The 22627-nt window shown below is 60.8% G+C and carries 25 protein-coding genes; 22 read left to right on the top strand and 3 right to left on the bottom strand.

The window, feature by feature from the left end:
* Positions 1-17: 17 nt before the first annotated feature.
* Positions 18-1481: a protein adenylyltransferase SelO gene (gene selO, locus JFU37_RS10415; protein ID WP_201115215.1), complete on the top strand. Its 1464-nt coding sequence runs from the start codon at positions 18-20 to the stop codon at positions 1479-1481.
* A gap of 6 nt (positions 1482-1487) precedes the next feature.
* On the opposite strand, the gene JFU37_RS10420 is transcribed toward selO, so the two are convergent.
* A complete protein-coding gene (locus JFU37_RS10420) occupies positions 1488-1850 on the bottom strand; it encodes a type II toxin-antitoxin system PemK/MazF family toxin (protein ID WP_201115216.1) in 363 nt (120 codons plus the stop codon).
* Positions 1850-2119: an AbrB/MazE/SpoVT family DNA-binding domain-containing protein gene (locus tag JFU37_RS10425; RefSeq protein ID WP_201115217.1), complete on the bottom strand. Its 270-nt coding sequence runs from the start codon at positions 2117-2119 to the stop codon at positions 1850-1852. Before JFU37_RS10425 ends, JFU37_RS10420 begins: the two co-directional genes overlap by 1 nt.
* A 269-nt stretch (positions 2120-2388) precedes the next feature.
* Here JFU37_RS10425 and trxC point away from each other — a divergent pair, with 269 nt between their 5' ends.
* The gene (gene trxC, locus JFU37_RS10430) at positions 2389-2823 is read left to right on the top strand and encodes a thioredoxin TrxC (RefSeq protein ID WP_201115218.1); all 435 of its coding nucleotides are present in this window, start codon (positions 2389-2391) and stop codon (positions 2821-2823) included.
* A gap of 130 nt (positions 2824-2953) precedes the next feature.
* On the opposite strand, the gene JFU37_RS10435 is transcribed toward trxC, so the two are convergent.
* Positions 2954-3724 (bottom strand): ParA family protein, encoded by a 771-nt coding sequence (locus JFU37_RS10435; protein WP_201115219.1) that lies wholly within the window; start codon positions 3722-3724, stop codon positions 2954-2956.
* Positions 3725-4079: 355 nt separating this feature from the next.
* Between JFU37_RS10435 and JFU37_RS10440 the strand changes: the two genes are divergently transcribed.
* From JFU37_RS10440 to JFU37_RS10535, 20 genes are all read left to right on the top strand, one after another.
* A complete protein-coding gene (locus JFU37_RS10440; protein WP_201115220.1) occupies positions 4080-4805 on the top strand; it encodes a beta-ketoacyl synthase chain length factor in 726 nt (241 codons plus the stop codon).
* The gene (locus tag JFU37_RS10445) at positions 4781-5590 is read left to right on the top strand and encodes a lysophospholipid acyltransferase family protein (protein ID WP_201115221.1); all 810 of its coding nucleotides are present in this window, start codon (positions 4781-4783) and stop codon (positions 5588-5590) included. The genes JFU37_RS10440 and JFU37_RS10445 overlap by 25 nt, the downstream gene beginning before the upstream one ends.
* A complete protein-coding gene (locus JFU37_RS10450) occupies positions 5571-5831 on the top strand; it encodes a phosphopantetheine-binding protein (RefSeq protein WP_201115222.1) in 261 nt (86 codons plus the stop codon). The genes JFU37_RS10445 and JFU37_RS10450 overlap by 20 nt, the downstream gene beginning before the upstream one ends.
* Before the next feature lie 9 nt (positions 5832-5840).
* Positions 5841-6095, top strand: a complete 255-nt coding sequence (locus JFU37_RS10455; protein WP_201115223.1) for an acyl carrier protein — start codon at positions 5841-5843, stop codon at positions 6093-6095.
* A complete protein-coding gene (locus tag JFU37_RS10460) occupies positions 6092-6637 on the top strand; it encodes a COG4648 family protein (protein WP_201115224.1) in 546 nt (181 codons plus the stop codon). Before JFU37_RS10455 ends, JFU37_RS10460 begins: the two co-directional genes overlap by 4 nt.
* A complete protein-coding gene (locus tag JFU37_RS10465; protein ID WP_201115225.1) occupies positions 6634-8313 on the top strand; it encodes an acyl-CoA synthetase family protein in 1680 nt (559 codons plus the stop codon). Before JFU37_RS10460 ends, JFU37_RS10465 begins: the two co-directional genes overlap by 4 nt.
* 162 nt (positions 8314-8475) lie before the next feature.
* Entirely contained in the window at positions 8476-9210 is a 735-nt protein-coding gene (locus tag JFU37_RS10470) for a glycosyltransferase family 2 protein (protein WP_201115226.1), read from the top strand.
* Entirely contained in the window at positions 9207-10154 is a 948-nt protein-coding gene (locus JFU37_RS10475; protein ID WP_201115227.1) for an LpxL/LpxP family acyltransferase, read from the top strand. Before JFU37_RS10470 ends, JFU37_RS10475 begins: the two co-directional genes overlap by 4 nt.
* Positions 10135-11679, top strand: coding sequence for an HAL/PAL/TAL family ammonia-lyase (locus JFU37_RS10480; protein ID WP_201115228.1), 1545 nt, complete (start codon positions 10135-10137; stop codon positions 11677-11679). Before JFU37_RS10475 ends, JFU37_RS10480 begins: the two co-directional genes overlap by 20 nt.
* Positions 11672-12097 (top strand): acyl-CoA thioesterase, encoded by a 426-nt coding sequence (locus JFU37_RS10485; protein ID WP_201115229.1) that lies wholly within the window; start codon positions 11672-11674, stop codon positions 12095-12097. The genes JFU37_RS10480 and JFU37_RS10485 overlap by 8 nt, the downstream gene beginning before the upstream one ends.
* Positions 12094-12798: an outer membrane lipoprotein carrier protein LolA gene (locus JFU37_RS10490; protein ID WP_201115230.1), complete on the top strand. Its 705-nt coding sequence runs from the start codon at positions 12094-12096 to the stop codon at positions 12796-12798. The genes JFU37_RS10485 and JFU37_RS10490 overlap by 4 nt, the downstream gene beginning before the upstream one ends.
* The gene (locus JFU37_RS10495) at positions 12782-15121 is read left to right on the top strand and encodes an MMPL family transporter (RefSeq protein ID WP_201115231.1); all 2340 of its coding nucleotides are present in this window, start codon (positions 12782-12784) and stop codon (positions 15119-15121) included. Before JFU37_RS10490 ends, JFU37_RS10495 begins: the two co-directional genes overlap by 17 nt.
* Positions 15118-16278 (top strand): sodium:proton antiporter, encoded by a 1161-nt coding sequence (locus tag JFU37_RS10500; protein WP_201115232.1) that lies wholly within the window; start codon positions 15118-15120, stop codon positions 16276-16278. The genes JFU37_RS10495 and JFU37_RS10500 overlap by 4 nt, the downstream gene beginning before the upstream one ends.
* A complete protein-coding gene (locus tag JFU37_RS10505; RefSeq protein ID WP_201115233.1) occupies positions 16265-17512 on the top strand; it encodes a tryptophan 7-halogenase in 1248 nt (415 codons plus the stop codon). The genes JFU37_RS10500 and JFU37_RS10505 overlap by 14 nt, the downstream gene beginning before the upstream one ends.
* Positions 17509-18234: a class I SAM-dependent methyltransferase gene (locus JFU37_RS10510; protein ID WP_201115234.1), complete on the top strand. Its 726-nt coding sequence runs from the start codon at positions 17509-17511 to the stop codon at positions 18232-18234. Before JFU37_RS10505 ends, JFU37_RS10510 begins: the two co-directional genes overlap by 4 nt.
* Entirely contained in the window at positions 18234-18836 is a 603-nt protein-coding gene (locus JFU37_RS10515; protein ID WP_242485723.1) for a hypothetical protein, read from the top strand. The genes JFU37_RS10510 and JFU37_RS10515 overlap by 1 nt, the downstream gene beginning before the upstream one ends.
* The gene (locus JFU37_RS10520; protein ID WP_201115235.1) at positions 18833-20029 is read left to right on the top strand and encodes a beta-ketoacyl-[acyl-carrier-protein] synthase family protein; all 1197 of its coding nucleotides are present in this window, start codon (positions 18833-18835) and stop codon (positions 20027-20029) included. Before JFU37_RS10515 ends, JFU37_RS10520 begins: the two co-directional genes overlap by 4 nt.
* A complete protein-coding gene (locus JFU37_RS10525) occupies positions 20026-20487 on the top strand; it encodes a hotdog family protein (RefSeq protein ID WP_201115236.1) in 462 nt (153 codons plus the stop codon). Before JFU37_RS10520 ends, JFU37_RS10525 begins: the two co-directional genes overlap by 4 nt.
* A complete protein-coding gene (fabG, locus tag JFU37_RS10530) occupies positions 20484-21212 on the top strand; it encodes a 3-oxoacyl-ACP reductase FabG (protein ID WP_201115237.1) in 729 nt (242 codons plus the stop codon). Before JFU37_RS10525 ends, fabG begins: the two co-directional genes overlap by 4 nt.
* On the top strand, positions 21212-22438 hold the full coding sequence (locus JFU37_RS10535; RefSeq protein ID WP_201115238.1) for a beta-ketoacyl-ACP synthase: 1227 nt from the start codon (positions 21212-21214) through the stop codon (positions 22436-22438). The genes fabG and JFU37_RS10535 overlap by 1 nt, the downstream gene beginning before the upstream one ends.
* Positions 22439-22627 lie beyond the last annotated feature (189 nt).

The following is a 22627-nucleotide window of genomic DNA, read 5'->3' on the forward strand; positions in this document are numbered from 1 at the left end:
TCTGCTGGAGATGGCCGGTGAAAGCCCTCGACGAACTGACCTTCGATAATCGCTTCGCCCGCCTGGGCGATACGTTTTCTGTCCACGTGCTACCCGAGCCTATCGATAACCCGCGCCTGGTGGTGGCCAGCCCCGCCGCCATGGCATTGCTGGACCTGGACCCGGCCGAGGCCGAAACCCCGGCGTTCGCCGAGTTGTTCAGCGGCCACAAACTCTGGGCCGACGCAGTGCCTCGGGCGATGGTTTACTCCGGTCATCAGTTCGGTTCCTACAATCCGCAGCTCGGCGACGGTCGCGGCTTGTTGCTGGGTGAGGTCTACAACGAGGCTGGCGAACATTGGGACCTGCACCTCAAGGGCGCCGGCCAGACGCCCTTTTCGCGCATGGGTGACGGACGGGCTGTACTGCGCTCCTCAATCCGCGAGTTTCTCGCCTCCGAAGCGCTGAACGCCCTGAACATCCCGACCACCCGCGCGCTGTGCGTGATCGGCTCCGACACGCCGGTCTGGCGCGAGAAACAGGAGCGTGCAGCCATGGTCCTGCGCCTGGCGCCGAGCCATGTGCGCTTCGGCCATTTCGAATATTTCTACTACACCAAACGACCCGAGAAGCAGAAAGAACTCGGCGAGCACGTGCTGGCAATGCATTTCCCGGAATGCCTGGAACAGCCGGAACCGTACCTGGCAATGTTCCGCGAAATCGTCGAGCGCAACGCAGAGCTGATCGCCAAATGGCAGGCTTACGGCTTCTGCCACGGCGTCATGAACACCGACAACATGTCGATCCTCGGCATCACCTTCGACTTCGGCCCATTCGCCTTCCTCGACGACTTCGACGCCCACTTCATCTGCAACCATTCTGATGATCAGGGCCGCTATTCCTTCAGCAACCAGGTGCCGATCGGCCAGTGGAACCTCAGCGCGCTGGCCCAGGCCTTGACGCCCTTCATCAGTGTCGAAGCCCTGCGCGAAACCCTCGGCCTGTACTTTCCGCTGTATCAGGCCCATTACCTGGACCTGATGCGCCGCCGCCTCGGTTTCACCACCGCCGAAGATGATGACCAGAAACTGCTGGAACAGCTGCTGCAATTGATGCAGAACAGTGGCGTCGACTACAGCCTGTTCTTCCGCCGTTTGGGCGACGAATCACCTGACCTTGCCATCACCCGGTTGCGTGACGACTTTGTCGACATCCAGGGCTTCGATGCCTGGGGCGAGCTCTACATCGGCCGTGCTGCCCGTGATGGCGAGGTTGATCAAGAGCAGCGCCGCAAACGGATGCACGCGGTCAATCCGCTGTACATCCTGCGCAACTACCTGGCGCAGAAAGCGATCGACGCGGCGGAGAGTGGCGACTATTCGGAAGTTCGCCGGCTGCACGCGGTGCTGAGTAATCCGTTCGAGGAACAGCCGGGGATGGAGAGCTATGCCGAGCGGCCGCCGGAGTGGGGCAAGCATCTGGAGATCAGTTGTTCGTCGTGAAGCTCGTCAATCCAGAGGATCAATGGCACTGACGACTCGAGCAACAATGTCGGCCATCGTGACGTCATCCAGCCGTTCAATGAACCTGGCCGAGCCATCATGGACACGTTGTTCAATGTCAAAACTGCGCACCTGATTGCACACGGCGATGCCGTTCGTTTCGTGACCAGAGACGATAACCGCCAGCCCGGAGTTTCGACTGAAGCTCCCGCCACTGGTCACAGGCACAGTCATACTGACGCCCAGTGCGTTGATTTCCCTTGGGGTTATCACCACGAAGCGATGCCGGTTCATCATCTCCCGGCCCGCAACCGGATTCGGATCAATCCAATAGACATCGCCCCGCTGCGGGGCTTGCCGACGAACCATCAGCCCAACTCCCGGCCAACGGGGTCGCCTTCACGTGCAGATGCAGTCTGCGCGTTCAGTTCAACCATCGCATCGGATCCTTCCAGTAACTGCGCAAGGCTGTAGCGTTTGTGAGAAACGGGCAGAACGGGCCGGGCTATCAACTCGCCATCGACCACATTCAGTTCTAACTGTGCCCCCACTTCCAAATGAAGGAGCTTGAGCAAGGTAGGCGGGAGAGTAATCACCGCAGCCCCCCCTTGACGGCGGATTTTGGAAGTCACGGACATGGGATAACTCCTATCCGACAATTGATGGATATCGACTTCTCGACAAGTGCAACAAAAGTAGCACGCAACTGAAAGCAAAAGCGAATGCCTCATAAAAATTGAAAGAGGTTGAAGTTGAATCCAGCGTAGCCATAGGCGCCGGATCGAACGCCTGAAAAATGTGTGCGTTTGCGACAACCGTCACCCAGCATTGGCCTTCTAATACTTGATAAAGACCTGTTTCGACTCCAGATCAGTGCCATAGACAGCCCTTCAATCAGAGCCCGATCATGACTGAACCTCTACTCATCCCCTGCCCCCACTGCAACGGCCTCAACCGCATCCCCGCCGAGCGTCTCAACGACCATCCGAAATGCGGTCGCTGCAAGGCCGAGGTCTTGCTGAACAAACCGTTCGAATTGAAGCAGGGCGATTACGCCAGTCAGATCAAGGGCGATTTGCCGTTGCTGGTGGACGTGTGGGCCGAGTGGTGTGGGCCGTGCAAATCGTTTGCACCTGTGTTTGAGCAGGCAGCAGGGCAGTTGGCGGGCAAGTGCCGGTTGGCCAAGCTGGACAGCGAGGCGAACCAGCAGTTATCGGCGCAACTGGGAATTCGCTCGATTCCGAGTCTGATTCTGTTCAAGAACGGCCGGGAAGTGGCACGCCAGAGCGGGGCCTTCCCGTTGCCGCAGTTGATGAGCTGGTTGCGCAGTCAGGGGATTTGAATCTGCCTGTAGGAGCGAGCTTGCTCGCGAAGGGCCCGAGAGCAATGCGTTTATTCAGCAAGAACGCGTTATCGTTAACGTCCTTCGCGAGCAAGCTCGCTCCTACAATGAATCAGGGTGTCTGCCGGCTTCAGGCGTTTTCGAGAAGTTTGTGCAACTCGACGAATTGCTGAGTCAGCTTATGCCGCGGGTCCAGATGGATCAGCGGCGTGTTGGCCTGGTGGGACTCACGCATCCGCACTGAGCTGCCCAAATACACCGACAGCACCGGCAGACCTTCAGCGATCAGTTCGTCGAGGATTTGCTGGGGCAGGCTGGCGCGGATCTGGAACTGGTTGACGACGATGCCTTCAACTTCCAGCCCCTCGTTATGGTCTTCCTTTAATTCTTCGATTTCCGCCAGCAGGCCGTAAAGCGCCTGGCGGGAAAAACTGTCGCAATCAAAAGGAATCAGGACACGATCGGCAGCAATTAACGCCGATACTGCGTAGAAATTCAACGCTGGCGGGGTGTCGAGGTAGATTCGGTCGTAGTCTTCGGCCAACTCATCGAGCAGTTTGCGCAGCTTGTTGATCTTGTGTTTAGCCTCAAGCTTGGGCTGCAAATCGGCCAGCTCGGCGGTCGCCGTAATCACGTGGAGGTTGTCGAACGGGGTTTCGTAGATATCGACCTGGTTTTTTTTGGAGAACGGCCCGGAAGACAGCGTTTGCTTGAAGAAATCGGCAATGCCCATCGGAATGTCATCACCGGTCAAACCTGTCAGGTACTGAGTGGAGTTGGCCTGGGCATCGAGATCCACCAACAGGGTGCGATAACCCTCGCTGGCGCTAACCGCCGCCAGATTGCAGGCAATGCTGGATTTGCCTACACCACCTTTTTGATTGAACACCACGCGCCGCATGTCAAAACCTCCGTGTATCAAAGAATGACCGAGTGTAGTAGTCCACCGCCTCGCTTAGCTACCTCGACGGCACAGGGACTACACAGTCAGTCGCTGTCTCGGGATTAAAAAACCGAAAACTCATGGATTGATCGCTGACAGAGCCGACAGACAGGTCGATTACAATGTGGATAATGGCAGTCGACAGCTGCAGCCGAACCAACCGGTACATTTTGCTTGAGCAAAATGTAACCAGCATTTGCTACAGGTCCGCCGCACCGGGATAATGCGCGCCACTCGGCGTTTAGCGCCTCGTACGGTCTGTCGCTATCTTTGTGACTCACCGCGTCAAGAAAGCCCCGCAGGGGCGGGATGAATGTCTGTGATCAACTTCAACATCGCCCAATGGCGCGCGTGGGCCCCGGGGCTCGAAAGCGTGGACGATTGGCAGGCCTGGAGTCGACAACCGGTCGCGCTTGCGAGCAGCGATGCAGCGCCGGACGTCTCGTTTCTGCCGGCCATGCAGCGTCGGCGACTCAGCCGTCTGGCGCGGATGGCGTTCAGTGTTGGCTGGCCATTGGCCGAGGGTCGCCAAGACCTACCGTTGGTCTTTATTTCCCGCCATGGCGAGACACCGCGCACCTTCGACATTCTCAGCGATCTGGCCGTCGATCAGCCGTTATCGCCGACTCAGTTCAGCCTGTCGGTGCACAATGCGATTATTGGCCTGTGGTCGATAATGCGTGGTGAAACCAGCGAAATGACGGCCCTCGCCGCCGCTGGGGATGGCCTCGAACAGGGCATGCTAGAGGCCGCGGCGTTACTTGAGGAAGGCGCGCCTGCGGTGCTGCTGGTGGTCACCGAAGAACAGCCGCCCGAGGCCTATTCGGCCTGGATTGACGATGTGCCGTTCCCTTACGCGGTCGGCCTCCTGCTGACTCCCGGTAATGACTGGCAATTGTCCCTGAACAGCGCCCCGAATGAGTTGTCCAAAACCCACTGGCCCCATGCCCTGAACCTATTGCGTACCCTGCTGGACCAGAAGACCACCTGCCAACATGCCTGGAAAAATCGTGTATGGACCTGGCAACGCAACCTGTAACCGAAAAGAACCGCGACGCCTACTACTGGCGCCTGCTGGCAACCGCTGCAAGCTTTACCCTGTTCGGGTTAGGCGGGCTGTGCCTGCGCCTGGTGTTTTTCCCGCTGTTGAGCTGCCTGCCAGGCGATGCCCAGACGCATCGGCAGCGAGCGCGACATACGGTTGCTCGCCTGTTCTGGTTTTTTGTCCGGTTCATGGCGCGTACCGGGGTGCTGACCTACGACATTCAGGGCGCGGAAAACCTCGGCCGACCGGGTCAGATCATCGTTGCCAATCACCCGTCGCTGATTGATGTGGTTTTCCTGATCGGCCTGGTGCGCCATGCCAATTGCGTGGTCAAGCAAAGCCTCTGGAAGAACCCCTTTACCCGTGGCCCGCTTCGCCGCACCGAATACATCAGCAACGACGGCAGCATGGACATGCTCGACGACGCGGCCGACGCACTGAAAAGCGGTCAGACCTTGATCATCTTTCCCGAAGGGACTCGCACCGTTCCAGGCAAGCCGCCGGCCTTCCATCGGGGGGCCGCGGCGATCGCCCTGCGTGGTGCGAAAATCCTTACCCCAGTCATCATCAAGGTCAGTCCCACCACGTTGACCAAGGCTGAACCCTGGTATCGGATCCCAAAACGTCGCGTGCACTTCAGTTTCCGTGTCGGGGCCGATATAGACCCACAGACCTTCGCCGTGCAAGGCCCTGCGCCTCAGGCCTCGCGCAAGCTCAACGATTATTTGCATCACTACTTTATTAAGGAGCTCGCCGAAGATGAGCGAACTGCACCGTGAAATTAAACTGCTGATCATCGACGCCCTCGGTCTTGAAGACATCAGCGCCGACGACATCGATGATGACCAGACGCTGTTCGGCGAAGGCCTGGGCCTGGATTCGGTAGACGCATTGGAACTCGGCCTGGCGATCCAGAAAAAGTACGGCATCAAAATCGACGCCGACGCCAAGGACACCCGTAATCACTTCAGCAACGTGGCGAGCCTTGCGGCGTTCGTCACTGCAAAACAGGCAGCTTGAGACCGGACCATGCAAACTCGTGACGACATTTTCAATACCCTGCGCGATGCTCTGGTGGAACTCTTCGAGCTGAGTCCCGAGCGTGTCAGCCTCGAATCCAACCTGTATCAGGACCTGGAAATCGACAGCATCGACGCGGTCGACCTGATCGATCACATCAAACGCCAGACCGGCAAAAAAATCGCCGCCGAAGAATTCAAATCGGTGCGTACTGTCAGCGACGTGGTCGAGGCGGTCTACCGTCTGGTTCAACCGGCCGCATGAGCCGACTGATCGGCCTTGGCCTGCTGCTGGCGGGCCTGCTGTACCCCTTTGCGGTGTATTTCGGCATGGAACATTTCGCGCCGTGGCAGTTCGGCTTGCTGCTGGGCAGCCTGTGGCTGGCGCGCGCGCTGACGGGTGTGCGGCGACCAGGGAGCCTGTGGATGGCCGTCATTGCCATCGTGTTTTGCCTGTTGCTTGCACTGTTCGACAGCCCGGTCCTGCTGCGCTGGTATCCGGTGCTGATCAGCGGCTTCATGCTGGTGCTGTTCGGGGTGAGCCTGAAATATGGCCCGCCGATGGTCGAACGCCTGGCCCGTCTGCGAGAACCCCATTTGCCGGCCAAGGCCATTCGCTACACCCGCCAGGTCACGGTGGCCTGGAGTGTGTTTTTTCTCTGCAACGGTTTGTGCGCCGCCGCCCTGACCCTTTGGGCGCCGCTGAGTTGGTGGATGTTGTACACCGGCCTGATCTCCTATGGATTGATCGGCCTGATGTTTGCCATTGAATGGCTCATTCGACAACGGGTACGAGGCCACCCATGAATTGGATAAAACTTGAGCAATTGTTGCTCAAGGCTCAACCGGAGCGTGCCGTGACGGCCGAACCGGCGCTGAATCACGCGCAGCTCTGCGAACAGGCCTTGAGCCTGGCTGCCGGGCTGCAAGCCCAAGGTGTGCGGCGAATTGCCGTGCACCTCGACGATGCCGCCGATCTCGCGATTGCGCTGTTTGGCGCGTGGCGCGCGGGGGTCAGCGTGCTGCTGCCCGCCGATCTGCAACCCCAGACTCGCCAGCGCTGGTCGAGCGATGTCGACCTGTGGCTGACCGATCAGGCTGACGACGCTCACCTGAGCGATTACCGACATCCGCCACTGGCCGCCACGGCACTGGATCTGGACCGCTGCTCGCTGAGCCTGTGCACTTCCGGCTCCAGCGGCGAGCCCAAGCGAATCGAGAAAACGTTGCGCCAACTGGCCAATGAAGTCGAAGCATTGGAGCAGCTTTGGGGGGCCGATCTGGGCCCGGCATGCATGATTGGCAGTGTGGCCACCCAGCACATCTACGGCTTACTGTTTCGGGTGCTGTGGCCGCTGTGCGCCGGCCGCCCGTTTGTGCGCAAGCAACTGGCCTTCCCGGAAGACTTGCAGCGCGCCAGCCGCGAACACCCGGCGTTTGCCTGGGTTGCCAGCCCTGCGCTACTGAAGCGCATGGGCGACAACCTCGACTGGCCGGCCTTGAGCGTGGTGCGCCGGGTGTTTTCATCGGGTGGCGCGTTACCGGACGACGCGGCACAAAGCTTGCACGAACGGCTGCAACAATGGCCGACGGAAATTCTCGGCAGCTCGGAAACCGGCGGCATTGCCTGGCGTCAGGGCCACGACCTCTGGCAGCCCTTTGCGGGTGTCGAATTGAGCCAGGACAGCGACGGCGCACTGCTCATCGCCTCGCCGTACTTGCCGCCGGGCCATGTGGAACACACCGCCGACGCTGCGCGGATAGCCGGAGATGGTCGCTTCGAACTGCTCGGACGACTGGACCGAATCGTCAAACTGGAAGAGAAACGTATTTCATTGCCGATGCTGGAAAAGGCGTTGATGGACCACGACTGGGTCGCTGAAGCGCGCCTCGGGGTGGTTCAGGAAAACCGCGCTTCACTGGGGGCGCTGCTGGTGCTGAGCGAGGCGGGTTTGCATGCCTTGCGCAATCTGGGTCGACGCACCCTCACGCAAGAGTTGCGTCAACATCTGAGCCAGCATTGCGAAACCCTGGCGCTGCCACGACGCTGGCGCCTGCTGCGGCAACTGCCACTGACGCCTCAGGGCAAGTTGCCCCAGGCCGATGTTGATGCGCTGCTGTTGGCGCCTCGCCCCAAGGCACCGCAAGTGCTGGAACAAGTCGAAGTCGACGGCGAGTGGAGCCTGCAACTGGCGGTACCGCCAGACCTCGCCTACTTCAGCGGCCACTTCCCTAAGGCGCCGGTATTACCCGGCGTGGTACAGGTGGAATGGGCGCTGAGCCTCGGCCTGCAATTGATGGACGTCCCAAAGAAATTCGCCGGCATGGAAGTGCTGAAATTCCAGCAATTGGTGCGCCCGGGCGATGAAATCCAGTTGCACCTGCGCTTCGACCCGGTACGCAGCAAGTTGTATTTCACCTATCGCAATGAAACCGCCACCTGCTCCAGTGGGCGGATTTTGCTGGAGGTGGCCTGTGGGTAAGTTGAGATCTCCTGTAGCAGCTGCCGAAGGCTGCGTCCGAGCGCGAAGCGGTCGTCATCCGGTAGTGGAGGACTTTCAGAATAACCGGGCTGTTCCAGATGCGAGCGCTTCGCGCTCGGACGCAGCCTTCGGCAGCTGCTACAAGGGCGAGGTGTGAGCCATATGCATAACCCCTGCGCCGTAATCCCTGTCTACAACCACGAAACCGCAATCACCACCGTGGTCGATGCGCTGATTGCGAATGGCCTGCCGTGCATTCTGGTGGACGATGCCAGCAGCCCGGCCTGCGCAAAAGTGCTCGACCACCTGGCCCAGCGTGAAATGGTCAACTTGATCCGGCTCACCGCCAACCAGGGCAAGGGCAGCGCGGTCATGACCGGTTTTCGCGAAGCTTCGCGCCTGGGCTTCAGCCATGCCTTGCAGGTGGACGCCGACGGCCAGCACGACCTGCATGACGTTGCGACCTTCATTGAACTGTCACGCACCCATCCGCGAGCAGTGATTTGCGGCTATCCGCAATACGACGCCAGTGTGCCGAAAGGTCGTTTGTACGCCCGCTACCTGACGCACGTCATGGTCTGGATCAACACGCTTTCATTGCAGATTCGCGATTCCATGTGCGGCTTCCGCATCTATCCATTGCCGCCGACCCTGGCGCTGATTGACTCGGCCAGGATCGGTAAGCGCATGGACTTCGACTCGGACATTCTGGTGCGGCTGGCCTGGCGCAACCTGCCGATGCAGTGGCTGCCCGTCAAGGTCCACTACCCACTGGATGGCGTTTCACATTTCCGGATGTTCCACGACAACGTACTGATTTCGAGCATGCACACCCGGTTGTTCTTCGGCATGTTGCTAAGGGCCCCAGTGATTCTCTGGCGGCGGTGGCGAGCATGAGCATCAACGCCGACAAAGAACACTGGGCCGACCGTCAGGAGCGCGGCAGTTTCTGGCTGATGAAGCTCACTGCATTCGGCGCCAAAGTGCTCGGCCGCAGGCTGTTGAGCCCGCTGTTGTACGGCATCGTCCTGTACTTTTTCCTGTTCGGTCGTAGCGCTCGCCACAGCGCCTGGCAATACCAGCAGCGCCTCGCCGACTGGAGCGGGCGCAGCGACTTGCGCCCGACCCATTGGCGGGTGTTCGGTCAGTTCATGGCCTTTGCCGACTCCATGCTCGACAAGCTCGACGTGTGGAACGGCAAGTTGAGCATCGAGCAGATCGAAATCATCGACCCGGCGTTACTGCGCAATCAGCTGCGTGGCACGCGAGGGCAGATGCTGGTGGGCGCGCACTTGGGCAATCTCGAAGTCTGCCGCGCGCTGGCCGAGATCGGCGAAAAGGTGACAATGAATGTGCTGGTGCACACCAAGCACGCCGAGCAGTTCAACCGCTTGCTGGGCGAGGCCGGGGCGACCAATCTGCGGCTGATTCAGGTCAGTGAGCTGGACCCGCTGATCATGCTGCAACTGCATGAGCGCCTGGAGCGCGGCGAGTGGCTGGCGATTGCCGGTGACCGCGTACCGCTGCATGGCGGGCGCAGCGTGACCGTGGACTTCCTCGGCCATCAAGCCGCGTTCCCACAGGGGCCATGGCTGCTGGCCGGTTTGCTGAAGTGCAAGGTCAATCTGCTGCTGTGCCTGAAGAAGCCGACAGGCGATTATCGACTGACCCTCGAGCCGTTCACCGAGGCCGTGGTGTGGAAGCGCAGTGACCGCGAGCAGGTCATTCATCAGTGGGCTTCGCGCTACGCCGAACGCTTGGGTCACTATTGCCTCGAAGCACCTCAACAATGGTTCAACTTTTACCCTTTCTGGAAGACCGATGACGACGCCAACGCTTGAGCCGGTAACCTTCGGCGAACTCCCTTTGCGCATTGAAGATGTGCTGGCCCTGGCCAACCGTCAGGTGCCGACGCAGTTGCAGAGCGACCCCGCGTACCGCGAGCGCATTGCCAAGGGCGCGCGATTCCTCGATTCGCTGCTGGACAAGGAAGGCGTGATTTATGGCGTCACCACCGGCTATGGCGATTCCTGCGTGGTCGCGGTGCCGTTGCATCACGTCGAGGCGCTGCCCCGTCATCTGTACACGTTTCACGGCTGCGGGCTGGGCAAACTGCTCGACGCACAAGCCACCCGCGCGGTACTCGCGGCGCGTTTGCAGTCGCTGTGTCACGGCGTTTCCGGGGTTCGCATAGAACTGCTGGAGCGCCTGCAGGCCTTCCTCGAACACGACATCCTGCCGCTGATTCCTGAAGAAGGTTCGGTGGGTGCCAGCGGTGACCTGACGCCGCTGTCCTATGTGGCCGCGACCCTGTCCGGCGAGCGCGAAGTGATGTTCCGTGGCGAACGCCGACAAGCCGCCGATGTGCATCGTGAACTCGGTTGGCAGCCGTTGGTGCTGCGCCCCAAAGAAGCCCTGGCGCTGATGAACGGCACCGCCGTCATGACCGGTCTCGCCTGCCTGGCCTACGCCCGCGCCGATTACCTGCTGCAACTGGCCACCCGCATCACCGCGCTGAACGTTGTCGCGCTGCAAGGCAATCCGGAACACTTCGACGAGCGCCTGTTCGCCGCAAAACCGCATCCGGGGCAGATGCAAGTCGCCGCGTGGCTGCGCAAGGATCTGGCGATCGACACACCAACCGCGCCGCTGCATCGCCTGCAAGACCGCTATTCCCTGCGGTGCGCGCCGCACGTCCTCGGCGTTTTGGCCGATAGCCTGAACTGGCTGCGCTCGTTCATCGAGATCGAGCTGAACAGCGCCAATGACAACCCGATCATCGACGCCGAAGCCGAACGCGTGCTGCACGGCGGCCACTTCTACGGCGGCCACATCGCGTTCGCCATGGACAGCCTGAAAAACCTGGTGGCCAATGTCGCCGACCTGCTGGACCGCCAACTCGCGCTGCTGGTGGACGAGCGTTACAACCATGGTTTGCCGAGCAACTTGTCCGGCGCCACCGCTGATCGCGCGATGCTCAACCACGGCTTCAAGGCCGTGCAGATCGGCACCAGCGCCTGGACCGCCGAAGCGTTGAAAAACACCATGCCGGCCAGCGTGTTCTCGCGCTCCACCGAATGCCACAACCAGGACAAAGTGAGCATGGGCACCATCGCCGCCCGCGATGCGATCCGCGTGCTGGAGCTGACCGAACAGGTCGCCGCCGCCACGTTGCTCGCCGCCAACCAAGGCGTATGGCTGCGCAGCCAGGCCGAAGACGCGCGCCCATTGCCACCGGCCCTCGCCGCCATGCATCAAGAACTGGCCAAGGACTTCCCGCCGGTCATCGAAGACCGTGCGCTGGAAGGCGAATTACGCTTGTGCCTGAAACGTATCGCCGAGCAACACTGGAGGCTGCATGCGTAGCAAGGGAGTGCTTCACACCGATACGGAAATCCTCGTGCCGTTCTTCGACGTCGACACCATGAACGTCGTCTGGCACGGCCATTACATCAAATACCTGGAAGTCGCTCGCTGCGCATTGCTGGACAAGATCGGCCACAACTACACCGCGATGGTCGAGTCGGGTTATGCCTGGCCGGTGATCGACCTGCAGCTACGCTACGTACGCGGTGCGGTGTTCGGCCAGAAGCTGAATGTGCGAGCGAATCTGGTGGAATGGGAGAACCGTCTGAAAATCAGTTACCTGATCAGCGATCTGGACACCGGCGAACGCCTGACCCGCGCCAGCTCCGTGCAAGTCGCCGTCGACATGAGCAGCCGCGAAATGCAGTTGGCCTCGCCGAAGGTGTTTGTCCAAGCCGTAGAGAGAGCTGTGCGATGATTTTCTATCACTCGCGTCCACCTGTAGGAGCGAGCTTGCTCGCGATGGTCGTTAACGATGACGCTGGGTACCTGACACTCCGCGGCACTCTCAGGTTTTTCGCGAGCAAGCTCGCTCCTACAGTGTTCTGCGTATTATTGGGTATTCCAGGGCTGGCCAACGCCTTCGATTTGCAGCAACTCAGCGATCAACTGGCCAAACCCGACGTGATCCATGGCAATTTCGTTCAGGAAAAACACCTGCGCGCCCTGCCCCAGCCGTTGACCAGCAAGGGCACTTTCGTCCTCGCAAAAAACCATGGCCTGCTGTGGCTGCTGAAAACCCCGCTGCAACAGGATTACCGCATCAACGACAAAGGCATCGCGCGACGTGATGTCACTGGTTGGCAGATGCTGCCCGGCAAGAGCGCCGGTGCCGAGCAGAACCGCTTGTTCCTCGCCGTGCTGCAAGGTGATAGCAGTGGGCTGCAACGTGACTTTGAACTGTCGCTGAGCGGCGATGCCCAGAACTGGAAGCTGACCCTGGTCCCGCGCTCAATGCTGCTCAAACAGGTGTTCAATCAAATCAATATCGCTGGCGGCGAGTTGGTGCAAACCATCGAGCTGCTGGAAACCCAGGGTGACAGCACCCTGTTGCGCATGCAGGACAGCACTAGCGCCCGACCATTGAGCGACCCGGAGCAACATGACTTTGCCGAGTGAACGGAGTCTTCCGCGGCTATTTCTGATCCTGCTGCTGGCGGTGCTCGCGCTCGCCGGTTGGCAGTGGCGTGACGGCGCACCGCTGTCGGCCAACCTGATGGAACTGGTGCCCGGCACCGCACCGGACGCCTTGGAACTGCGCGCCGAACAACGCATGCAAGAACCGTTGAACCGCGAAATGCTGGTGCTGGTCGGCCACACCGATCGCCAGCAAGCCATCACCATGGCGCAGAAACTGGGCGAGCAGTGGCAAGCCAGCGGCTTGTTCGAAAAGGTCCAGTGGACCCTGCAAGCGGACTTGCCGGCGCTGCGCACGCAACTGCTCCAAGGCCGTTTGGCGATGCTCTCGGTGTCGGATCGGCAGCAACTGATCGAGCATCCCGATGCGTTTATTCAGCAGCGGGTACAAGCTCTGTTCGACCCGTTCACCGGCTTCAGTCTGGTGCCGAGCCAGGATGACTGGCTGGGCCTGACCGGGCGTATCCAGAACAGTCAGCCGCAACACGGCTCGGTGCAACTGGACATCGGCAGCGGCGCGCTGATTGCCGATGCCGACGGCAAGAGTTGGGTGCTGCTGCGGGCACGCACCACCGGCAACGCCTTTGACATGAGCCTGCCGCTGCAAGTGGCCGATTTGCTCAAACACAGCCGCGAAGAAGCCGCCCAAGCGAATGTACAACTGCTCGCGGCCAGCGGCTTGCTCTATGCGGCCAACGGGCAAAAGCAAGCCACACGCGAAATTACCTGGGTCGGTGGTGGCGCTACGGCGGGGATTCTATTGCTGTTGTTGCTGGTCTTCCGCCGTTTTCGGGTGTTGCTGGCCTTCGTCCCGGTGTTGGCAGGCATGCTGTTTGGCGCGGTGGCCTGCGTGGCGATGTTCGGCCATATGCATGTGATGACGCTGGTGCTCGGCTCCAGCCTGATCGGCGTCGCGGTCGATTACCCGCTGCATTACCTGTCCAAGAGCTGGAGCCTGAAACCCTGGCACAGTTGGCCGGCATTGCGCCTGACGCTGCCAGGCCTGACGCTGAGCCTGATCACCAGTTGCATTGGTTACCTGGCGCTGGCGTGGACACCGTTTCCGGCGCTGACCCAGATTGCCGTGTTCTCAGCGGCGGGCCTGGTCGGCGCCTACTTGTCCGCCGTGTGCCTATTGCCGGCGCTGCTCCGGGGCACGGATTTACGTCCCGCGCAGTGGCCGCTGCACGTCTGCGCGTTTTTGGTGAACCTGCGTGAAGCGCTGCTCAAATACGTGAGTACCCCGATTTTGCTCGCACTGCTGATCGCTTTCTGTGTCGGCGGTCTGCTGCAGCTCGACAGCAGAAACGACATTCGCCAATGGATCGGTACACCGCAGCAGCTGACCGACGAGGCCCAGACCATTGCGCGCATCACCGGCTATCAACCCACCAGTCAATTTTTCCTGGTGCGCGCGAGCAATCAGCAGCAATTGCTGGAGCGCCAAACCGCGTTGAACGAACGCCTCGATCAGTTAATCAACCTGAACAAACTCCAGGGCTACCTCTCGCTGAATCAACTGGTCAGCCAACCGAGCGAACAGCGCCAAGTGCGCGAGGCGCTGAACAAGCTGCCGCTGTTCTGGCAACCACTTCTCGACGTCGGCGTGCCGGTCACGGCGCTGCAAGCGGAGTTGACGAAGTTGCAGACGCTGCCCACCGAAGACATCGATTCGGCGCTGGCCGGTCCGTTGGCGGAGCCCTACCGCCCGTTGTGGCTGGGGCCGACCGAAGACGGTGTGGCCGCTATGGTCAGCCTGCAAGGCCTGAACAGCCCTGCCCTGTTGCAAGCTCAGGCGCTGGACTTGCCGGGCGTGCAATTGGTAGATCGTCTCGGTGAGTTGAACAGTGTTTTCGCCGCGACTCAGATCAGTGCCGCCGAATTGAAACTCGCTTCCTGCGTGTTGATCGTGCTGGTGTTGATCCTGCCGTTCGGCCTCGGTGGCGCGCTGCGAATTGTCGCACTGCCATTGCTGGCCGCCCTGTGCAGCCTCGCCAGTCTCGGCTGGCTCGGTCAGCCGCTGACGCTGTTCAGCCTGTTCGGCCTGCTGCTGGTGACGGCGATCAGCGTCGACTACGCGATCCTCATGCGCGAGCAGGTCGGCGGCGCTGCCGTGAGCCTGCTGGGCACCTTGCTGGCGGCGCTGACCACCTGGCTGTCGTTTGGATTGCTGGCGGTGTCAAGCACGCCGGCGGTGAGCAACTTTGGTTTATCGGTGAGCCTCGGCCTGGCGTTCAGTTTCATGCTGGCGCCGTGGGCCGGTCGACACGTCCATCCGGCGCCTGTTGTGGAGTCGGCAGCGTGAGCGTCGTCCTGTTCTGGGTGATGGCCCTGGCGTTGTTCGCCGTTGCCACGCACGTCGGTCGTCGCTTTGGCCTGATCCCGATCGTCAGCCAGTTGCTGTTGGCGACTGTCGGCTTGCCGCTGTTGATGTACTTCTGGATCGAGCCGGGCTGGCAATTGAGCGGTGCCGAGCTGATCTCACCGGTCTGGCTGAAAAACCTCTACAGCCTGAGTTTTGCCTTGCTGCTGGGGAACATTCTCAGTGACGTCATCGACCTGCGACTCGACCGTCAAAGCGTAAAAATCGCTTTGCCAAGCTTCTGCATTCCGTTCGCCTGCGGGCTCGCGACGGCGGTGTGGCTGTTGCCGGCGCAACCGTGGATCAGCTCGTTGGCGGTCGGCCTGCTGTTCGCCATTACCGCGATTCCGGTGTTGTATTTGTACTTGCGGCACATCCACTACCCGGCCGCCGCCACCCGGCGACTGGTGCAGACGGCGATTCTCATCGACCTCACCTGCTGGACCCTGTTCGCCATCGCGCAGGGCAGCTTGCACCTGAGCAGTCTGTTGCTGCCGCTGGCCGGTGCTTGCCTGCCATTGCTGCTGCGCCTGCTGGGTCTACGCCAACCGTTGCTGCACACCGGCGGCTTTTTCGCACTGCTGGTGGTCGCTGAACACTTCAAGCTCAACGCGCTGATTTTCGGCATTGGTTATCTGTTGTGCATGGCCACGCTCAAGGTGCCGCTGGTACTGCCATTGCCGGCGCGCTGGATGATTCGCTTGCAAATGTACATCGCGATCCCGCTGATCCTCACGTTCGGCATCGTGCAGATCAACGTTCACAGCGCCATGGACAGCCTCAGCTGGGCCCAACTGGCGGCACTGCTGCTGTTGCCGATTGCCAGCAAACTGCTGGGCAACTGGCTGGGCCTCGGCTGGGCCGGCGCTTCGTTTGAAGGGGCCAGTCGCTGGCGGGAAAGTATCCTGCTGAACATTCGCGGCTTGAGTGAAATCGTCTTTCTCAACCTGCTGCTGCAACAACAGCTCATCAGCCCGGCGCTGTATTTTGCGCTGATGTTGATGGGCCTGATCGCCACACTGCTGCCGGCACTCGCCGGCATGCACCGAACCCCCATGAACATCGCCCTCCCGGCAAGGAGCCCCCGTGCCAACAGTTGAATTGGAACGTCGTCAGGTGGTGGTCATCGGCGCGGGGCCCTCGGGGGCCATCGCCGCTGCGCTGCTCAAACGCAAAGGTCACGATGTCCTGATGATCGAGCGTCAGCATTTCCCACGGTTTTCCATCGGCGAAAGCCTGTTATCGCATTGCCTGGATTTCGTCGAAGAAGCCGGCATGCTTGAGGCGGTGAACGCGGCCGGTTTCCAGCTGAAAACCGGTGCGGCATTCGCGTGGGGCGAGCAGTACAGCGCGTTCGATTTCGGTGACACCTTCAGCCACGGCAAGCCGACGACTTTTCAGGTTCAGCGCGCTGATTTCGACAAACTGCTGGCCGATCAGGCCGCGCTGCAAGGCGTGGAAGTTCGCTATGGCGAAGCGATTGTCAGCGTTGACGTCGACCGGGTGAAACCGCAACTCGGCGTGCGCCGTGAGGACGGCAGCGAATATCGCATCGAAGCTGATTTCATGCTCGATGCCAGCGGTTATGGCCGTGTCCTGCCGCGCCTGCTGGACCTTGATTTACCGTCGAACTTCCCGGTGCGTCAGGCGGTGTTCACCCACGTCGAAGACCACATCGACAACCCGAATTTCGACCGCACGAAAATCCTCGTCACCACCCATCCGACCCAGCGCGACATCTGGTTCTGGACCATCCCGTTCAGCAATGGCCGCTGCTCGGTGGGCGTGGTCGCAGCGGCCGAGCACTTCGAAGGTCGCACCGAGAATCTGGACGACTGCCTGCGCGGCTTCATTGCGCAAACTCCAAGCCTGTCCGGCGTGCTGAACAACGCGGTCTGGGATACGCCTGCGCGAACCATCGGCGGCTACTCGGCGAACGTCAAAACCCTGCACGGTCAGGGCTTTGCGTTGCTGGGTAACGCGGCGGAATTTCTCGACCCGGTGTTCTCCTCCGGCGTGACCATCGCCATGCGCTCCGCGAGTATGGCTGCCGGTGTCCTGCACCGTCAGTTGCAGGGCGAAAGCGTCGACTGGCAGACCGAGTTTGCCGAGCCGCTCAAGCGCGGTGTCGACACGTTCCGTTGCTACGTCGAAGGCTGGTACGCCGGGACGTTCCAGGATGTGATTTACCATGAGGGCGGCTCACCGGATATTCGCCGAATGATCTGCTCGATCCTGGCCGGTTATGCCTGGGACGAACGCAATCCGTTCGTCGCCGAACCGAAACGCCGGCTGCGGATGCTGTCGGAACTCTGTGCCAGGGATGGCACATGAGCTACTTGAGCGACAACTATGTCGAAGAAACCCGCTTCGGTTTCTGGTTCCTGCGCAGCCACACCTGGCAGCACCGTGTGCTGCGGGTAGCAATCAACGATTTGCGCAGCCTGTTCAGCGAACCGCTGCCGCGTGATGCGGTGCTTCTAGATGCCGGTTGCGGGCAAGGCAAGTCGTTCCAGCACCTGCGCCAGATCTTTGCTCCGCTGCGGTTGATCGGTGTGGATGCCGATCCGCACAGCCTGTCCCTGAGCAGCGAAGAAGCCATGCGTCAGGGCATGGACGTGGAGCTGATCGGCAGCGACTGCGCGAAGCTTGCCGTGCCGGATTCCAGCGTTGATTTGCTGTTCTGTCACCAGACCTTCCACCACCTGGTGGAGCAGGAACAAGCACTGGCCGAGTTCTACCGCGTGCTCAAGCCGGGCGGTTATTTACTGTTCGCCGAATCCACTGAGGCTTACATTGATACGTGGGTGATTCGCTGGCTGTTCCGCCACCCGATGCAGGTGCAGAAGAGCGCTGACGGCTATCTGGCGATGATTCGTCGGCAGGGTTTCGAATTTGGCCCGCACAACGTGTCTTATCCGTATTTATGGTGGAGCCGTGCCAAGGATTTCGGCCTGCTCGAACGCTTGGGCCTGCGCCAGCCAAAACCCGTTGGTCAACGGGAAGAAACCCTGGTCAACGTGGTCGCGCGCAAACCCCTTGAAGGTGCTGTTTGATGTTCATTGTAGGAGCGAGCTTGCTCGCGAAAAAAGTCTGGCCAACGGGTTTATTCAGACAGCTCGCATTATCGTTGACGTCCATCGCGAGCAAGCTCGCTCCTACAGGGTGTGCGGTGGCGCGGCGGTTTTTGTTGCTGGTCGGTGCCCTGCTGCTGAGTGCTTGCGCCAGCCAGCCGCCGCTGCCCGAGCACACCCCGAACCTGTCGTTGCCGCTGCAATTGCACATTCAGCGCTTGCAAGCAGATCAACGTCTGGACTGGGTGCTGGTGATCCAGCGTGAAGGCCCTGGCATTCGCTGGTCGATGATGGACCTGCTGGGCATTCCTCAGGCCCGCCAGAAGCTGATCGATGGAAAGTGGCAAGCCGACGGCCTGCTGCCGCCCAATCCGGAAGCCCGGGAGCTGTTCGCGGCGCTGCTGTTTGCATTGACGCCCAAGGATGAACTGTCGGGCAACTACCCCGCCGCCTGGCAACATGGCGCGCAGAGAGCCCTTCCAACACGCTGGGATGTCCGGTATTCACAACCGATGAGCTTTGAATTGAACCTGCCCAAAGGTCCGAAGTATCAAGTCACGCCCCTGAGCGGGGAGGCACCATGACCGCCTATCTGAATGCCCTCGGGGTGATCTGCGCCCTGGGACGTGGCAAGCACGAAGTCGCCCGTAACCTGTTTGCCGGCGACTGCTCCGGCATGCGCAGCGAGTCCGGTTGGGTAACGGAGCGAGCGTTGCCGGTGGCTGCCGTGCAAGGTGCACTGCCGCCGATTCCCTCCGAACTGATTGAGCAAGCCAGCCGCAATAACCAATTGTTGCTGGAAGCTGCGCTGCAAATTCGCGAAGACATCGACCAGGTGATCCAGACCTACGGTCGTGGCCGCATCGGTATCGTCCTGGGCACCAGCACCTCGGGCATTGAAGAAGCCAGTCGTGGGTTGGCCCATTACATCCGTGAGCATGAATTCCCTGCCGAGTACAACTATCAGCAACAGGAGCTCGGCGCACCGGCAAATTTCCTCGCCGATTGGCTGCAATTGAGCGGCCCGGCCTACGTGATTTCCACAGCCTGCACCTCCAGCGCCCGAGCGTTGATGAGCGCCCAGCGACTGCTGAACCTCGGCGTGTGCGATGCGGTGCTGTGCGGCGGTGTCGACAGCCTGTGCAAACTGACCCTCAATGGCTTCTCGGCGCTGGAAGCGGTGAGCGAGCAGCGTTGCAATCCGTTCTCGGTGAACCGTAACGGGATCAACATCGGCGAAGCCGCAGTACTGTTCCTGATGAGTAAAAGCGCTGGCGACAACCCGCCGATTGCCCTGCTGGGCAGTGGCGCCAGCTCTGACGCGCACCACATTTCCGCACCGGAACCGAGCGGCCGCGGCGCTCGGCAAGCCATGCAAAAAGCCTTGGACGGCGCGCACCTGCAAGCTGATCAAATCGGCTACCTGAACCTCCATGGGACCGCCACCCAACACAACGATGCCATGGAAAGCCTGGCCGTCGCGGCCGTGTTTCCTGGGGGAGTGCCGTGTTCGTCGACCAAACCCATGACCGGGCACACCCTCGGCGCTGCCGGCGCGCTGGAAGCCGCGTTCTGCTGGTTGAGCCTGAGCGCTGACAACCGCGAGCATGCATTGCCGCCGCACGTCTGGGACGGTCAGCCCGACCCCGAGTTGCCAACCCTGAATTGGGTGACCCCGACCGATCGCCTGGCGTCCATTGCACCTCGCTACCTGATGAGCAATTCCTTTGCCTTCGGTGGCAACAACGTCAGCCTGATAATCGGAGACGCACCATGATTGACTGGCCGCTCGCCGAACTGCTGCCCCACGCTGGCGACATGATCTTCATCGAGCAGATCCTGTCGTTCGATGACGAGCAGATTTACACCCGCCTCACCGTCAGGCCCGACGGCCTGTTCAGCCGCCCCGACGGCAGCCTGCCGGCCTGGGTCGGCATCGAACTGATGGCCCAGAGTGTGGCGGCATACGCTGGCTGTCATGCGCGCCAGCGCGGCGATGCGGTGGCACTGGGCTTCCTGCTGGGCACCCGTAAATTCGAATGCAACGTCGAGTGTTTCCCCGCTGGCACCGAGTTGACGATCCACGGGATTCGCTCACTGGAAGACGACAACGGCATGGGCGTGTTCGAATGCCACATCAACGCCCCCGGCATTCACGCTACCGCTCGTCTGAACGTGTTTCGTCCGCCTCAGGCCGCTCAATATCTTCATGAATCCCCAGGAGTCCAGTCATGACTGAATCCGTACTGGTCACCGGTTCCAGCCGTGGCATCGGCCGCGCCATTGCTTTACGGCTGGCGCAGGCCGGGCATGACATCGTGCTGCATTGCCGCAGCGGTCTAGCGGACGCTATCGCGGTGAAGGCCGAGGTGGAAGCCTTGGGTCGCCATGCGCGCATCCTGCAATTCGACGTGTCCGACCGCGCCAGTTGCAAAGCCATTCTCGAAGCCGACGTAGACGCTCACGGCGCCTATTACGGCGTGGTGTTGAACGCCGGCCTGACGCGCGATGGGGCTTTTCCGGCGCTGAGCGAAGATGATTGGGACGTGGTGATGCGCACCAACCTCGACGGTTTCTACAACGTGTTGCACCCGGTGATGATGCCGATGATTCGTCGTCGCGCCGCCGGGCGAATTGTGTGTATCACCTCGGTTTCGGGGTTGATCGGCAACCGTGGCCAGGTCAACTACAGCGCCTCCAAGGCCGGTCTGATCGGCGCAGCGAAAGCGTTGGCGATCGAACTGGGCAAGCGCAAAATTACCGTTAACTGTGTCGCTCCCGGCTTGATCGACACTGCAATGCTCGATGAAAACGTGCCGGTGGAAGAACTGATGAAAATGATCCCCGCACAACGCATGGGCACCCCCGAAGAGGTGGCCGGCGCGGTGAATTTCCTGATGTCGGCGGAAGCGTCGTACATCACCCGGCAGGTTCTGGCCGTCAATGGAGGCCTGTGCTGATGAAGCGCGTCGTCGTCACCGGCATGGCCGGCATCACTTCACTGGGCAGCGATTGGGAGACCATCGCCGGCAACTTCGCGGCCAACCGCAGCGGCATTCGCCGGATGGACGAGTGGGATCGTTTTACCGAACTCAACACCCGTCTGGCGGGACCCATCGATGACTTCAAGGTGCCGAGCCACTGGACCCGCAAGCAACTGCGCAGCATGGGCCGCGTGTCGCGCCTGGCGGTCGGCGCGGCTGAACAGGCGTTGGCCGATGCCGGACTGCTGGGCGACGAGTCGATCAAGGACGGGCGCATGGGCGTCGCGTGCGGCTCCTCCACCGGCAGCACCGACGAGATCAAGGCGTTCGGCAACATGCTGCTCAACTCAGTGGCCGAGGGCCTGAACGCCAACTCCTACGTGCGCATGATGCCGCACACCACGGCGGCGAACATCAGCATCTTCTTCGGCCTCACCGGCCGGTTGATCCCGACCTCCAGCGCCTGCACCAGCGGCAGCCAGGGCATCGGCTACGCCTACGAGTCAATCAAGTTCGGCCGCCTGCCCCTCATGCTCGCCGGCGGCGCCGAAGAGCTGTGCCCCACCGAAGCCATGGTCTTCGACGCGCTCTACGCCACCAGCCTGAAAAACGACGCCCCGCAGACCTCGCCACGCCCCTACGACAGCGGCCGCGACGGCCTGGTGATCGGTGAAGGCGGCGGCATCCTGGTGCTTGAAGAACTCGAACATGCATTGGCTCGCGGCGCGCACATTCATGCCGAACTGGTCGGTTTCGGCAGCAACGCCGACGGCCAGCACGCCACCCGCCCTGAGCAGGCCACCATGCGCCGGGCAATGGAACTGGCGCTGGAAGACGCCGGGTTACAGCCTTCGGACATTGGCTATGTGAACGGTCACGGCACCGCGACAGAACAAGGTGACATTGCCGAAACCCTGGCGACCAGTAGCCTGTTCGGCGAACACATGCCGATCAGCTCGCAGAAAAGCTTCCTCGGTCACACCCTCGGCGCTTGCGGCGCACTGGAATCCTGGTTCAGCATCGAAATGCTCAACCGCGATCTGTATGTGCACACCTTGAACCTGGACGATATCGACCCGCACTGCGGCAAGCTCGACTACCTGCGCGGCGAGTTCCGGCAGATGAGTAATCAGTATGTGATGAACAATAATTTTGCGTTTGGCGGGGTGAATACGTCGCTGATTTTTCGGCGTTGGTCGTAAGCAAATCAAAAGATCGTCCGAAGGCTCGGGCCGCGTTCGGACGATTTTTTTATGCTCCCAGCAACGAAATGACACAACCGGAAAAACAGAGACCGCACTGTAATAATGGAAGAACTTGATTGAGTCAGGGACGCAGGCGTTAAAACAAGCATCCCCGTCACGTTAAGCTGATAGTGCTGCTTAAGGGTG

Origin of the sequence: Pseudomonas sp. TH41, assembly GCF_016650695.1 — a bacterium.
Lineage (GTDB): Bacteria > Pseudomonadota > Gammaproteobacteria > Pseudomonadales > Pseudomonadaceae > Aquipseudomonas.

Excerpts from the sequence above, each read along its gene's own strand:
- JFU37_RS10420 (WP_201115216.1), bottom strand. The coding sequence starts at position 1,850 with ATGGTTCGTCGGCAAGCCCCGCAGCGGGGCGATGTCTATTGGATTGAT.
- JFU37_RS10425 (WP_201115217.1), bottom strand. The coding sequence starts at position 2,119 with ATGTCCGTGACTTCCAAAATCCGCCGTCAAGGGGGGGCTGCGGTGATT.
- trxC (WP_201115218.1), top strand. The coding sequence starts at position 2,389 with ATGACTGAACCTCTACTCATCCCCTGCCCCCACTGCAACGGCCTCAAC.
- JFU37_RS10435 (WP_201115219.1), bottom strand. The coding sequence starts at position 3,724 with ATGCGGCGCGTGGTGTTCAATCAAAAAGGTGGTGTAGGCAAATCCAGC.
- JFU37_RS10440 (WP_201115220.1), top strand. The coding sequence starts at position 4,080 with ATGTCTGTGATCAACTTCAACATCGCCCAATGGCGCGCGTGGGCCCCG.
- JFU37_RS10445 (WP_201115221.1), top strand. The coding sequence starts at position 4,781 with ATGGACCTGGCAACGCAACCTGTAACCGAAAAGAACCGCGACGCCTAC.
- JFU37_RS10450 (WP_201115222.1), top strand. The coding sequence starts at position 5,571 with ATGAGCGAACTGCACCGTGAAATTAAACTGCTGATCATCGACGCCCTC.
- JFU37_RS10455 (WP_201115223.1), top strand. The coding sequence starts at position 5,841 with ATGCAAACTCGTGACGACATTTTCAATACCCTGCGCGATGCTCTGGTG.
- JFU37_RS10460 (WP_201115224.1), top strand. The coding sequence starts at position 6,092 with ATGAGCCGACTGATCGGCCTTGGCCTGCTGCTGGCGGGCCTGCTGTAC.
- JFU37_RS10465 (WP_201115225.1), top strand. The coding sequence starts at position 6,634 with ATGAATTGGATAAAACTTGAGCAATTGTTGCTCAAGGCTCAACCGGAG.
- JFU37_RS10470 (WP_201115226.1), top strand. The coding sequence starts at position 8,476 with ATGCATAACCCCTGCGCCGTAATCCCTGTCTACAACCACGAAACCGCA.
- JFU37_RS10475 (WP_201115227.1), top strand. The coding sequence starts at position 9,207 with ATGAGCATCAACGCCGACAAAGAACACTGGGCCGACCGTCAGGAGCGC.
- JFU37_RS10480 (WP_201115228.1), top strand. The coding sequence starts at position 10,135 with ATGACGACGCCAACGCTTGAGCCGGTAACCTTCGGCGAACTCCCTTTG.
- JFU37_RS10485 (WP_201115229.1), top strand. The coding sequence starts at position 11,672 with ATGCGTAGCAAGGGAGTGCTTCACACCGATACGGAAATCCTCGTGCCG.
- JFU37_RS10490 (WP_201115230.1), top strand. The coding sequence starts at position 12,094 with ATGATTTTCTATCACTCGCGTCCACCTGTAGGAGCGAGCTTGCTCGCG.
- JFU37_RS10495 (WP_201115231.1), top strand. The coding sequence starts at position 12,782 with ATGACTTTGCCGAGTGAACGGAGTCTTCCGCGGCTATTTCTGATCCTG.
- JFU37_RS10510 (WP_201115234.1), top strand. The coding sequence starts at position 17,509 with ATGAGCTACTTGAGCGACAACTATGTCGAAGAAACCCGCTTCGGTTTC.
- JFU37_RS10515 (WP_242485723.1), top strand. The coding sequence starts at position 18,234 with ATGTTCATTGTAGGAGCGAGCTTGCTCGCGAAAAAAGTCTGGCCAACG.
- JFU37_RS10520 (WP_201115235.1), top strand. The coding sequence starts at position 18,833 with ATGACCGCCTATCTGAATGCCCTCGGGGTGATCTGCGCCCTGGGACGT.
- JFU37_RS10525 (WP_201115236.1), top strand. The coding sequence starts at position 20,026 with ATGATTGACTGGCCGCTCGCCGAACTGCTGCCCCACGCTGGCGACATG.
- fabG (WP_201115237.1), top strand. The coding sequence starts at position 20,484 with ATGACTGAATCCGTACTGGTCACCGGTTCCAGCCGTGGCATCGGCCGC.
- JFU37_RS10535 (WP_201115238.1), top strand. The coding sequence starts at position 21,212 with ATGAAGCGCGTCGTCGTCACCGGCATGGCCGGCATCACTTCACTGGGC.